Origin of the sequence: Pseudarthrobacter sp. fls2-241-R2A-127 (genome assembly GCF_030209355.1) — a bacterium.
GTDB lineage: Bacteria > Actinomycetota > Actinomycetes > Actinomycetales > Micrococcaceae > Arthrobacter.
In genome coordinates, this window is record NZ_JARVSF010000003.1 from 1 (window position 1) to 11,563 (window position 11,563).

13 protein-coding genes are annotated in these 11,563 nt (G+C 66.1%); 8 read left to right on the top strand and 5 right to left on the bottom strand.

Annotated features, from left to right (window positions below; genetic code table 11):
• Positions 1-185: 185 nt before the first annotated feature.
• From QRN53_RS01780 to QRN53_RS01800, 5 genes are all read right to left on the bottom strand, one after another.
• The gene (locus QRN53_RS01780) at positions 186-596 is read right to left on the bottom strand and encodes a DUF6855 family protein (RefSeq protein WP_285242314.1); all 411 of its coding nucleotides are present in this window, start codon (positions 594-596) and stop codon (positions 186-188) included.
• 368 nt (positions 597-964) lie between these two features.
• Positions 965-1,093, bottom strand: a complete 129-nt coding sequence (locus tag QRN53_RS01785; RefSeq protein WP_285242315.1) for a hypothetical protein — start codon at positions 1,091-1,093, stop codon at positions 965-967.
• A 69-nt stretch (positions 1,094-1,162) separates the two neighbouring features.
• Positions 1,163-1,498 carry a TetR/AcrR family transcriptional regulator C-terminal domain-containing protein gene (locus QRN53_RS01790; RefSeq protein ID WP_285242316.1) on the bottom strand — a complete coding sequence of 112 codons (336 nt, stop codon included), beginning with the start codon at positions 1,496-1,498 and terminating at the stop codon, positions 1,163-1,165.
• A gap of 186 nt (positions 1,499-1,684) precedes the next feature.
• Complete coding sequence (locus QRN53_RS01795; protein WP_285242317.1) at positions 1,685-3,082, bottom strand: MFS transporter; 1,398 nt, start codon at positions 3,080-3,082, stop codon at positions 1,685-1,687.
• A gap of 117 nt (positions 3,083-3,199) precedes the next feature.
• On the bottom strand, positions 3,200-4,135 hold the full coding sequence (locus QRN53_RS01800) for a dihydrodipicolinate synthase family protein (protein WP_285242318.1): 936 nt from the start codon (positions 4,133-4,135) through the stop codon (positions 3,200-3,202).
• A gap of 165 nt (positions 4,136-4,300) precedes the next feature.
• Here QRN53_RS01800 and QRN53_RS01805 point away from each other — a divergent pair, with 165 nt between their 5' ends.
• The 8 genes from QRN53_RS01805 to galU all read left to right on the top strand — a co-directional run bounded on the left by QRN53_RS01805 (position 4,301) and on the right by galU (position 11,495).
• Positions 4,301-5,341, top strand: a complete 1,041-nt coding sequence (locus tag QRN53_RS01805) for a LacI family DNA-binding transcriptional regulator (RefSeq protein ID WP_285242319.1) — start codon at positions 4,301-4,303, stop codon at positions 5,339-5,341.
• Between the two features lie 291 nt (positions 5,342-5,632).
• Positions 5,633-6,640 carry a 1,2-phenylacetyl-CoA epoxidase subunit PaaA gene (gene paaA, locus QRN53_RS01810; RefSeq protein WP_285242320.1) on the top strand — a complete coding sequence of 336 codons (1,008 nt, stop codon included), beginning with the start codon at positions 5,633-5,635 and terminating at the stop codon, positions 6,638-6,640.
• The gene (gene paaB / locus QRN53_RS01815) at positions 6,637-7,017 is read left to right on the top strand and encodes a 1,2-phenylacetyl-CoA epoxidase subunit PaaB (protein WP_285242321.1); all 381 of its coding nucleotides are present in this window, start codon (positions 6,637-6,639) and stop codon (positions 7,015-7,017) included. Before paaA ends, paaB begins: the two co-directional genes overlap by 4 nt.
• Positions 7,014-7,931, top strand: coding sequence for a 1,2-phenylacetyl-CoA epoxidase subunit PaaC (gene paaC / locus QRN53_RS01820; protein ID WP_285242322.1), 918 nt, complete (start codon positions 7,014-7,016; stop codon positions 7,929-7,931). Before paaB ends, paaC begins: the two co-directional genes overlap by 4 nt.
• Before the next feature lie 5 nt (positions 7,932-7,936).
• Positions 7,937-8,458 (top strand): 1,2-phenylacetyl-CoA epoxidase subunit PaaD, encoded by a 522-nt coding sequence (gene paaD / locus QRN53_RS01825; protein ID WP_285242323.1) that lies wholly within the window; start codon positions 7,937-7,939, stop codon positions 8,456-8,458.
• A 9-nt stretch (positions 8,459-8,467) separates the two neighbouring features.
• On the top strand, positions 8,468-9,694 hold the full coding sequence (gene paaE, locus QRN53_RS01830) for a 1,2-phenylacetyl-CoA epoxidase subunit PaaE (RefSeq protein ID WP_285242324.1): 1,227 nt from the start codon (positions 8,468-8,470) through the stop codon (positions 9,692-9,694).
• Positions 9,695-9,741: 47 nt separating this feature from the next.
• Complete coding sequence (locus QRN53_RS01835; protein WP_285242325.1) at positions 9,742-10,521, top strand: enoyl-CoA hydratase/isomerase family protein; 780 nt, start codon at positions 9,742-9,744, stop codon at positions 10,519-10,521.
• A gap of 83 nt (positions 10,522-10,604) precedes the next feature.
• A complete protein-coding gene (gene galU / locus QRN53_RS01840) occupies positions 10,605-11,495 on the top strand; it encodes a UTP--glucose-1-phosphate uridylyltransferase GalU (RefSeq protein ID WP_285242326.1) in 891 nt (296 codons plus the stop codon).
• Positions 11,496-11,563 lie beyond the last annotated feature (68 nt).

Genomic DNA, 11,563 nt, shown 5'->3' on the forward strand with positions numbered 1-11,563 from the left:
CTTTACTTTAAAAGGCTTCTCACCCGTCCTACGCAATAGGACTTACTCATCTAGTCACGCGGCCCTGCCGACCTGCGCGATTCTAGTCGCTGCCGGCTCGAAATTAGGTTAGCTACCGAAGGCGGTCTACGACGTGGAGGGCGGTTTGGGGTTGGCAGTGGAGTTGACCGTTGTGGATGGGTCGTTCAGGACTTCGGGAGGGCCCGGACGGTGTTGTTGCGTTTCTCGTGTGTGAGTTCGGCCAGCCCAAGTGCTTCCAGCAGGGGTGGTAGGTACATGCCGAAGCGTCCGCGATAGCCTTTCCGCAGTCCGTACCAGCCACCGACCGGGTTAGCCGGGTCGCGCCCCCACGCCTCAACGCTGCCCTCCGGTGCGGTTTTGGATTCGTCAGCGGCGCCCAAGGGCACCCACCCGGCTTGGTCGGTCAGCCATGCGTGCAGGTCATCAATGGCACTCAGGTGGTATTTCAGGGTGGTCGTGCCAACCTGGCAGACCAGCACCGGCGGATCAGCTTCGGCATCCCGGTACATCTGGTATTCAGATGACCCCGGGGCAGTCAGCAGGTTCCATGGATCAGCCTTCGTTCCTTCGGACACACTAACCACGCACCTTCCCGGTCGGAACTACGCAACCCCAGACTATCTGGTGGCCCGGGAAAAAGAGCCTCAGATCCAAAAGCACGATGGTCGTGGGTGCCGGCAAAACCGGCGCGCTTCCACTCCCAGCTCTCCTGAACCGGGGGACTCTGCAAGGCGGGCCGGCAGCGGATCCCCTTGTCCGGGATCTCAGCCAGACCCCCGCTGCCGGCCCGGTCCCCACTTGCAGGGCCCACCCCCGGCTTGGCCCCTGCCTCACCCAGAGTAGGATGCCTTCCTAAACGGCGTCCCAGCTTCTCCGCAATCTTGGCTCAAGACAGGTACAAACGAAACCGGGCCGAGAGATCTCGAGGCGGCGCGGCAGTGCGTCAATTGACGTGGGTGAACGTCAGGCCTGTGGTCAGGGCGGTCAAGCCGAGCTCGAACTGCTCTTCGCCTGCCACTTCAGGCAGTTCGGCGAGGACGCCGGTGACGAAGGGAAGGTCAGTGGGTGGCATGCCGGCAATTTCCCGCCGCCAACTCGCGGCGTAAGTTGCCTGTGGCTGTCGGCGGGTGCGAGGTATCACCTATGCCACGAAACCCGTGGCGTAGGTGAGGACGGCGTAGACCGCGTGCACGCCGTGCGCGGGTGACATCCCGGCCTTCGCCAGGGGCCCGAGGAGGCTCTCAAGCCCGTGCAAGATGCCGGGGCCGATGACCGGGCGGGAGAGGAAGATCATCGGGAGGCTGGGGTGTTCAATCAGGTTCTGGCGGAGCGCCCGGCCCCAGACGCGTAGGATTCCGGCGGCGTCGGCGGGGAGGGGGTGCGGAAACCGGAGGTCGCGCAAGCCACGCTGGGCGATGGCGTCGAGCAGGTCTACTTTGCGGTCCACGTAGCCGTAGATGGTCATCACCCAGGGCATCTGCACTGCCTAAGCCGCGTGGCAAGTAGTTCTTTCTGTTGGCCCCGGGGCGTACGACGCCGGCCCCGCACCTCAGCCGGGCCCCGCACCTTGAGCAGCAGCCCCCAACGCACAGCGGCGCGGACCCGTCAACAGGATCCGCGCCGCCGCCCAACGACCGCCGCCCAACCACTAGGGCTGCACTCGTCAGGGGGAGAGCTCCTCGAGCACCTTTCCCTTGGTTTCGACGGCAAAGAAGATGGTCACCAGGCCGCCGATGAGGGCCACGGCCGCGAACACCGTGAAGACCAGGCTGATGCCGTAGTTGTCCACGATCCAGCCCACCAGGATGGGTCCGATCGCGGAGCCGGCCCGGAGCCAGGCGCTGCCGAATCCGGTGCCGATGGCGCGGAGCCGGGTGGGGTAGAGCTCGGCGGAGTAGAGGTAGAGGGAGAAGGAGATGGTTTGCAGGATGGCGTAGGCGATGCTGGCGAACACCACCACTTGCGTGGCTGAGACGGCCCCCAGTGCGGTGAGGATGACCAGGGGAATGGTGGCGGCGAGGAAGGCCACGGTGTACCAGCGTTTGCGGCCCACGCGGTCGATGAGCAGTGCGCACAGGATGGAGGCCACCACGCCTACTGCCGAGGTGACCCAGCCGTAGGCAAGGCTGGTTTGCAGGGGCAGGTTGAAGGCCTGCTTGTAGAGCGTCGGGAGCCAGGTGACCAGGCCGTTGTTGACCATGTAGACGCAGATCCAGAGCGCCCAGATCATCAGGGTGCGCTTTTTGTAGATGCCGGAGAACAGTTCGCGCCAGTCGGTGCGGGCGGTGGCTTTCGGGTCAACAGGCCGCAGGATGGGTTCCGGGAGGGTGTGCCCGGCCTTGACGGCCTCCTTTTCCAGCATGGCGACGACGGTTTCGGCCTTCTGGACGTGGCCCCTGGCGGCGAGCCAGCGGGGTGATTCGGGCATGAGCCATCGCATCGGGATGGTGAGCAGGGCGGGGATGATGCCGACGACGAACATCGCCTTCCAGCCCACGACGGGGACGAGGAAGTAGCCTGCGATGCCGGCGAACATGAGCCCCACCGGGAAGATCACCTCGTAGAGGAGGAAGAACCGGCCGCGCTTCTTGGCGCCCACGAATTCGTTGATGTAGGCGCTGGCTACGGGTACTTCGCCGCCGGTGCCGATGCCTTGGATGAAGCGGAAGATGATCATCGAGGTGGCGCCCCAGGCGAACAGGCAGGCGATGTCCATGGAGACGAACAGGAGGATGGTGAAGAGCAGGACCGGCAGGCGCCCGATCCTTTCGGCCAGGTGCCCGAAGAAGAGTGATCCGAAGATCTGGCCGACGTACCCGGCGGAGAGGATCATGCCGATCTCGCCGGCGTTGAGGTGCCATTCGGTGGACAGTTGCGGCATGGCGAACGCGATCGCCAGGACCGTGTAGGCGTCAAAAAATGTGGCTGACCCGATGACCACGCGGATCAGGGTAAGGCGCCGGGTGAGCGGAAGCCGCTCGAGCCTGGCTACGAGCTCTGCATTCATCCTGGCGGCGTTCGGGCTGCCGGCCATGGTAGCGGTGTTGTTCGGCTCGCGCATAGCGAGTCCTCCTTCTCCAGCTGCGATGCTGGGGTCCTCATTGACCAAGAGTGGAGATGGCTTAAGCCTAGGGGAGGGTGGCGGGCGGTTCACCCGCCACCCTCGGGATCCTGTGGATCAGACGGAAGCGGTGACGTTGCCGAGGTTTGCGGCCGCGAAGGCTTCCGCGATTTCGGTATCGGCGCCGGCGGGCAGGGGCAGCAGCGGCGTACGGACTGTGGCGTGCTCGAGGATGCCGCGGTTCACGAGGCCCCATTTCAAGGCGACGGTGCCCTCCATGTGGGAGCCGCGGTGGTACACGCTCTTGGTCACCGGCAGCAGCCGCTCATGGATCGCGTGGGCACGCTTGTAGTCCTGCGCCTTGCCGGCCTCGATCAGGTCAACGAGCAGTTCGGGAGCGATGTTGCCGTAGCCGACAAGCAGGCCGTCCACATCGAACATGGTCGGCAGCAGGTACTCGTCATGGCAGGACAGCACCTGCAGCTCCGGGTACGCGGCGCGCAGTGCGGGGATCTCGGTGTACCACCGGCGCATGTTGCGGACACCGTTCTTCGTGGCAAAAACGCCCTCCTGGCCGGCGATCTCCAGCTGGGTGTCCAGGTCGTAGCTCGCCTTGGTGTTGTCGGGGTACTGGAAGAGGATCAGCGGCAAGCCGGACTCTTCGTAGATCTCCTGGTAGCGCGTCTGCGGGGCGCCCTTCTGGTAACCGAAGCGCAGCCAGCCATGGGAGGGGTAAACGAGACCAGCCGAGGCCCCGGCTTCCACGGCCTTCTTGGCCTCGAGGGCGGCGGTCTTGTTGCCCTCCTTGGTGATGCCGGCCACCACCGGTACGCGGCCGTCGGTCGACGCCACGAACGCCCGGATGACGTCCAGCTGCTCCTCTTCGGTGAGGAAGGTGCCTTCGCCGGCGTGTCCCAGCACGACGAGGCTTTTCACGCCCTCAATGGATCCGAGCCACGAACCCAGGCGCTGGATCGCAGCGAAGTCGACGGCGCCGTCTTCGGTGAACGGGGTGACAGGTGCAGGGCTGAGGCCGCGGAGATCGAGTGTCATTTCAACTACCTTCTTGTCTTCTTTGATGGTCGGTAGTCCCGCTAAGATGAAAACGTTTGCGGGAACGTTTTCAATATTGCAACGTGTCGCGGCTCACTGTCAAGGGAACGTTGGCAAAGGAGGAATAGAGTGGCTTCTGCACCCCTGCTGAAGAGGAGAAGCTCTATGGAACCGGCGGCACCAGGTATGCCCGTCACGCTCAAGGACGTCGCGGCGGCCAGCGGCGTCAGCATCTCCACTGCCAGCCGGGCCCTGGATGATCGCGGCAACGCGCCCAGGTCCGCCGCGGCGGCCCACGTGCGCAAGGTTGCCGAGGAGCTGGGCTACCGGCGCAATTCCTTCGCCTCCAGCCTCCGCCGGGGTGAGACCCGGACCCTGGGTGTCCTGGTTCCCCGGCTCAGTGACACGGTTATGGCGCTGATGTTCGAAGAGCTGGAACGGGCGGCGGCCTCCCGGGGCTACTTCGCCATGGTTGCCACCAGCGGAGACGATCCCGACGACGAGAGGCGGGCTGCGGAGACGCTGCTGGACCGCAATGTGGACGGGTTGATCCTGGCAACGGCGCGTCTCGACGACGAGCTGCCGCGGCTTCTCAGGCAGCGCGGGGTGGCCCACGCCCTGGTGCTCCGCACGGATGGCGTCAGTCCCTCCTCGCTTGGCGACGACGAGGTGGGTGGCTATCTCGCCGTGCGCCACCTCATCGATCTGGGCCACCGGGACATCGCCGTGGTCACCGGGCCTGCCTTCACCTCCACCGGGACCGCGCGCCTCGAGGGTGCCCGCCGGGCCCTTGCCGAGGCGGGAATCGAGCCGCGTGATGAGTGGCTGATAGCAGCCGGCTATGGCATCGAAAACGGCTACACAGCCGGTGAGGCCCTGCTCGCGAAGGCCCCGGGCGGTCGCCCCACGGCAATCTTCGCGGCCAACGACAACATCGCCATGGGCGTCATGGCGGCAGCGCACCGGCACGGCATCGCCATCCCGGAGGACCTGGCGCTGGTCGGATACAACGACATTCCGCTGTCGGCCCGCCTGCCCACGCCCCTGAGCTCCGTCCGCGTACCCCTTGCCCAGATCGCCGCCACGGCGATCGACCTCATCGTCAACCCGGCCGCCGAGCCCCGCATCCGCCGGTCCATGCCCACGCTCATTCCCCGCCAGTCGAGCGGAGCCCACGTGACATCTGCCGGTACGCGTAGCCGGTAGCGCCGCCAGCCCGCGCCCGCGCCGTGAGCGAAAGGTGATGGGGCGTCCGGGGGAAAGCGGCGAAAGGTGATGGAGCGTCCGGGGGAAAACGGCGGGAGGTGATGGGGCGTCCCCGAAAGATGGGCAGGAAGTGACGGGGCGTCCGGGAGGAAGTGGCGGGAGGTGGTGGGGTGTTTGGGGGGAAGTGAATTGGCCCGTGCGCTTGACGAGTTCCGCTGCGCCCGCATATCCTGAACGAACGGTCGGTAAATAATTCCGAGCCGCCCGACAGGTCTTTGCATAGGAGCAACCATGGCAGCGCAGAACTTGCAGTCAGTGCCGGCTGAGCGAACGGCTGGAACCAGCGAAACAGCAGACGCCGAGGGCCAGGCCCACTTCGACCGCATCATCGCCGAGGACTCCCGGATCGAGCCCCGCGACTGGATGCCGGCGGCTTACCGCAAGACCCTCCTGCGCCAGGTCTCCCAGCACGCACACTCGGAGATCATCGGCATGCAGCCGGAGGCCAACTGGATCTCCCGCGCGCCGAGCCTGAAGCGCAAGGCCATCCTCATGGCCAAGGTCCAGGACGAGGCCGGCCACGGGCTCTACCTCTACTCCGCCGCAGAAACGCTCGGCCAAAGCAGGGACAAGATGATGGATGACCTCATCGCCGGCAAGGCCCGCTACTCGTCCATCTTCAACTACCCGGCCCGCACCTGGGCGGACATGGGCGCCATTGGCTGGCTGGTGGACGGCGCAGCCATCTGCAACCAGGTCCCCCTGTGCCGCGCCTCGTACGGCCCCTACGGCCGCGCCATGGTGCGAGTCTGCAAGGAAGAGTCCTTCCACCAGCGCCAGGGCTTCGAGATCCTCCTGGAGCTCTCCAACGGCACCCCCGAGCAGAAGCAGATGGCCCAGGACGCCGTGAACCGCTGGTACGCCCCGGCCCTGATGATGTTCGGCCCGCCGGATGACGATTCCCCCAACTCCAAGCAGTCCATGGCCTGGAACATCAAGCGGTTCAGCAATGACGAGCTCCGCAGCCGGTTCGTGGGCATGATGGTGGAGCAGGTCCGGGTCCTGGGCCTCACCCTCCCCGATGACCAGGTCCGCTTCAATGAGGACACCAGGAAGTGGGAGCACGGCCCGCTGGACTGGCACGAGTTCCAGGAAGTCCTGGCCGGCCGCGGTCCCTGCAACGCCCAGCGCCTTGAGCGCCGGCGGGCAGCGCACGACGACGGCGCCTGGGTCCGCGAGGCAGCGGCGGCTTACGCAGCAAAACAGTCAGCAAAGCAGCAGAAGGAATACGCAGCATGATCCCCCACGGCAACTCGGAAACCCCGGCCAGCTCCGCCACCGAGATCAACCGCGAAGCCCCCAAAGCATCCCCAGCCCCGGCCGAGCCCCACGACCGCGGGGCCTGGGGCCTGTGGGAGGTCTTCGTCCGGTCCAGCCGCGGCCTGAGCCACGTGCACGCCGGGTCCCTGCACGCGCCTGATGCCGCCATGGCCCTGCGCAACGCCCGCGACCTCTACACGCGCCGGAACGAGGGCGTCTCCATCTGGGTGGTCCCGGCCGATGCCATCGCGGCCAGCGATCCCGATTCCAAGGGCTCCTTCTTCGAGTCCCCGCAGGGCAAGGACTACCGGCACGCCACGTACTACACCAAGAGCGAAGGGGTAAAGCACCTGTGAGCACCCCCGAAGCAACAGAGACAGGCCACGGCGACATCTCCACCGGCGTGGCAGGCGGCGACTCCAACGCCTCCGCCACCCGCATCACCCCCGGCAACGCCCTGCGCCCGGAGGACATCGCTCTGGAGGTCAAGACCGGCCTGGTGAAGCCAAGCGAGGACGTCGCCGAGTACGCACTGAGGCTGGGCGACGACGCCCTGATCCTCGCCCAGCGCCTGGGCCACTGGATCTCGCGTGCACCGGAGCTGGAGGAGGACATCGCCCTGGGCAACATCGCCCTGGACCAGCTGGGCCACGCCCGCAGCTTCCTCACTTACGCCGGCGCCGGCATGCCCAAAGAGGACGGTACGGCCACGTCCGAGGATGAGCTGGCCTACTTCCGCCGCGAGCACGAGTTCCGGAGTGTCCAGCTGTTCGAGCAGCCCAACGGGGACTTCGCGGCCACCATCGCCCGCCAGTTCGTGGTGAGCTACTACCAGTACCAGCTGTACCGCCGCCTCACCGAATCCACGGACGCCACCCTGGCAGCCATCGCCACGAAGGCCGTGAAGGAAGTGGATTACCACCGGGACCACAGCAGCCAGTGGGTGCTGCGCCTGGCTGGCGGCACCGAGGAGTCCCGCACGCGGATGATCCACGGCCTGCGGCTCATGTGGCCGTACGTCAACGAACTGTTCCAGGACGATGACCTGACGCGGCGCCTCGCTGAGGCGGGTGCCGGCGTCGTGCCTTCCAGCCTGAGGGAAGACTTTGACCGCCTCACCGCCGACGTCTTGACGGAAGCCGAACTGGAAGTCCCGGACGTTCCCGCAGCGCCGGGCGGCGGCCGGTACGGCAAGCACTCCGAGCACTTGGGCTACCTCCTCGCGGAGATGCAGGTCCTGGCCCGCGAACATCCCGGCGCGAGTTGGTGACAGCTATGTACATCTCGGACTTCGAAACCCGCACCCGGACCCCGCACCAAAGGGCGTGGGACATCGCGGCCACGGTGGTGGACCCGGAGATCCCGGTGCTCACCATCGCGGACCTGGGCATCCTGCGGAATGTGGACGTCAACGGCAGCACGGTCACGGTGACCATCACGCCCACGTACTCGGGCTGCCCCGCCATGGACGCCATCCGGGACGACCTCTACGCGGCCTTCGCGAAGGAGGGCTACCAGGACACAAAAGTGGACCTGGTCCTGGCCCCGGCGTGGACCACGGACTGGATGACCGAGGCCGGCAAGCAGAAGCTGCAGGAGTACGGCATCGCCCCGCCCAGTGGGCACTCCAAGGCCGGCGGCCACTCCGGCCCCATCCGGCTGAGCTTGGCCGTGAAGTGCCCGCAGTGCAACAGCCTGAACACCAAGGAACTCACCCGCTTCGGTTCCACGTCCTGCAAAGCGCTCTATGTGTGCCAGGACTGCAAGGAACCGTTCGACTACTTCAAAGTCCTGTAAGGAACCCCCATGCCTGTTGTCCGCCAGACCGCCGCCGAAGAGGCTGAGGTGACCGGCCGCCGTCGTCCGTCCTTCCATACCCTCACCGTGCAGGAGGTGCGCCGGCTCACTGAGGACGCCATCGAGGTCACCTTCGGGGTGCCCGCGGAGCTCGCCGGCAAGTTCGACTACCTGCCCGGCCAGTACGTGGCCCTGCGCACCACGCTGCCGGATGAGAACGGCGAGCCGAAGGAAATCCGCCGCAGCTACTCCATCTGTGCCGAACCGCGCAGCTTCGAGGACGGCAGCAGCGAGATCCGGGTGGCCGTGAAGAAGGACCTGGGCGGCCTGTTCTCCACCTGGGCCAATGCCGAGCTGAAGGCCGGGGACACCCTGGACGTCATGAGCCCCATGGGCGCGTTCGTGTCCAAGCACGGCCGCGACGGCGTGGCCGTGGAGCAGAACGTCATGAACTCGATGAACCACCCGGAGGACTTGGCGGGGGAGGCCGGGAACTTCGTGGCCATCGCCGCCGGGTCCGGCATCACCCCGGTGATCGCGATCGCCCGGACGCTGCTGGCCGCCAACCCGGAGACCCGGTTCGACCTGATTTACGCCAACAAGGCCGCCATGGACGTGATGTTCCTGGAGGAGCTGGCGGATCTGAAGGACAAGTACCCGCAGCGGCTGGCCATCCACCACGTGCTCTCCCGGGAGCAGCGGATCGCGCCGCTGCTGAGCGGCCGGATTGATTCCGAGAAGCTGCAGCAGCTGCTGGGCACCGCCCTGCACGCGGACGATGTGGACGAGTGGTTCCTGTGCGGGCCGTTCGAGCTGGTGCAGCTGTGCCGGGACACCCTGGCCGAGCGGGGGGTGAAGCCGGAGAACATCCGGTTCGAGCTGTTCACGAGCGGCAAGCCGGACCGTCCGGAGGGGCAGGCCGGCCGTCCCGTGGTGGTGGACGAGTCCAAGGAGACGTACAAGATCACGTTCAAGCTGGACGGCCTGCAGGGCGAGGTGGCCAGCCCCACGCACGCCCGCGAGTCCATCCTGAACGCGGCGCTGCGGGTGCGCGCGGACGTGCCGTTCGCCTGCGCGGGGGGAGTGTGCGGCACCTGCCGGGCCAAGGTGGTCACCGGCAGCGTGACCATGGACGAGAACTACGCGCTGGAGCAGGATGAGCTGGACAAGGGCTACGTGCTCACCTGCCAGAGCCACCCCACCAGCAAGGAAGTCACGGTCGACTTCGACGTGTAGCGGTGGTTGAGTCCGTCCACACCCCTCCTGAGCAGAAATGAGAACTAATGATTTCCCTTTCCATCAGCAACGGCATCGCCGAGGTTGTCCTGGACGCCCCGCACAAGCTGAACTCACTCGATGAGCAGGCGCTGCGGGATTTAACCCAGGCGTACGACGACGCTGCTGCCGCCGCCTCGCGCGGTGAGGTGCGGGCGCTGCTGCTGAGGGGAGAGGGCCGGGCCTTTTGCGCGGGCCGGGACATCGCGGGGGTCACCCCGGAGAATGACGACGCCGCCGCGTACCTGGGCGGGCTGGTGGAGCCGCTGCTGAAGAAGATGGCGGCGTTCCCGGCGCCGACGTTCGCGGCGGCCCAAGGGGCCTGCCTGGGCGTGGGGCTGGGGCTGCTGCTGGCCACGGACGTGGTGTACGTGGCGGAGAACGCCAAATTCGGCTCGCCGTTCGCCAAGCTGGGGGCCACCCTGGACTCGGGCGGGCACTGGTACTTCACGGAGCGGCTGGGCATGCACCGGACGCTGGACCTGATTTACACGGCGGACCTGATCACTGGTGCCGAGGCGGTGGCACAGGGGATGTTCAGCCGCGCCATGCCGGCGGCCGAGCTGCTGGACTCCACGTGGGCGATCGTTTCGCGCGTCGCTGCCGGCGCCACGGGTGCGTTCGTCGCGTCGAAGGAGCTGGTGGCGCACATCCGTGATCAGCGCCTGGGCCTCTGGCAGGCCATGCAGGAAGAGAACGAGGAGCAGGCGCGCCTCTGCAAAACCGATGATTACGCTGAGGGTTTCCGGGCTTTCCAGGAGAAGCGCGAGCCGCGCTTCGGTGGTTGAGCTCGTCGAAATCGAGCTTGTCGAAGCCTGGTCCACGAAATCATAATTGCCCGCCGCTCCAACAAATTTGTTAAGGTTCAGCTATGACTATGGGGAGAGCTATCACCAAAGCCGTCATTCCTGCTGCCGGATTGGGAACTCGCTTCCTGCCCGCCACCAAGGCAATGCCGAAGGAAATGCTGCCGGTTGTAGACCGTCCGGCCATCCAGTACGTCGTTGAGGAAGCGGTGGATGCCGGCCTCACGGACCTGCTGATGATAACGGGCCGCAACAAGCGCGCCCTGGAGGATCACTTTGACCGCGAGCCCGGCCTGGAGGCTGCGCTGGAGGCCAAGGGGGACAAGGACAAGCTGGGCATGGTGGAGTACGCCTCCAACCTGGGCCCCATCCACTACGTCCGTCAGGGTGAGGCCAAGGGCTTGGGCCATGCTGTGCTCTGCGCCCAGCAGCACGTGGGGGACGAACCCTTCGCGGTGCTCCTGGGTGATGACCTCATCGATGAGGCGGAGAGCCTGCTGAGCACCATGATGGAGGTGCAGCAGAAGACCGGCGGTTCGGTCATCGCCCTGATCGAGGTTGATCCGTCGCAGATCAGTGCCTACGGCTGCGCGGACATCTCGGTTGTTGAAGGCGAGGACTATGTCCGCGTCAACAGCCTGGTGGAGAAGCCGGCCGTCGCTGACGCACCGTCCAACCTTGCCGTCATCGGCCGGTACGTGCTGCACCACTCCGTGTTCGGCGTCCTGGAGAAGACCGCTCCTGGCCGCGGCAACGAGATCCAGCTGACCGACGCCCTGCAGACCCTCGCAGCCGGCGAGGGCGAGGGCTCCGGCGTGTATGGCGTGGTCTTCAAGGGCCGCCGCTATGACACCGGTGACAAGCTGAGCTACCTCAAGGCCGTGATTACCCTTGCTTCGGAGCGCGTGGAGTTCGGCGAGGACCTGAAGACCTGGATGAAGGGCTTCGTCGGGTAGTCCTGGCGTCTATGGGACTGCTGAAGGTTTAGTTGACAGCTGGGGTTGATATTTTCTTACGCGGCTGA

What these genes read in the sequence shown, in the direction of transcription:
- QRN53_RS01800 (WP_285242318.1), bottom strand. Translation starts at nt 4,135, where the DNA reads ATGACACTCGATCTCCGCGGCCTCAGCCCTGCACCTGTCACCCCGTTC.
- QRN53_RS01835 (WP_285242325.1), top strand. Translation starts at nt 9,742, where the DNA reads ATGATTTCCCTTTCCATCAGCAACGGCATCGCCGAGGTTGTCCTGGAC.
- QRN53_RS01795 (WP_285242317.1), bottom strand. Translation starts at nt 3,082, where the DNA reads ATGCGCGAGCCGAACAACACCGCTACCATGGCCGGCAGCCCGAACGCC.
- paaE (WP_285242324.1), top strand. Translation starts at nt 8,468, where the DNA reads ATGCCTGTTGTCCGCCAGACCGCCGCCGAAGAGGCTGAGGTGACCGGC.
- paaD (WP_285242323.1), top strand. Translation starts at nt 7,937, where the DNA reads ATGTACATCTCGGACTTCGAAACCCGCACCCGGACCCCGCACCAAAGG.
- galU (WP_285242326.1), top strand. Translation starts at nt 10,605, where the DNA reads ATGACTATGGGGAGAGCTATCACCAAAGCCGTCATTCCTGCTGCCGGA.
- QRN53_RS01790 (WP_285242316.1), bottom strand. Translation starts at nt 1,498, where the DNA reads ATGCCCTGGGTGATGACCATCTACGGCTACGTGGACCGCAAAGTAGAC.
- QRN53_RS01785 (WP_285242315.1), bottom strand. Translation starts at nt 1,093, where the DNA reads ATGCCACCCACTGACCTTCCCTTCGTCACCGGCGTCCTCGCCGAACTG.
- QRN53_RS01805 (WP_285242319.1), top strand. Translation starts at nt 4,301, where the DNA reads ATGGAACCGGCGGCACCAGGTATGCCCGTCACGCTCAAGGACGTCGCG.
- paaA (WP_285242320.1), top strand. Translation starts at nt 5,633, where the DNA reads ATGGCAGCGCAGAACTTGCAGTCAGTGCCGGCTGAGCGAACGGCTGGA.
- paaB (WP_285242321.1), top strand. Translation starts at nt 6,637, where the DNA reads ATGATCCCCCACGGCAACTCGGAAACCCCGGCCAGCTCCGCCACCGAG.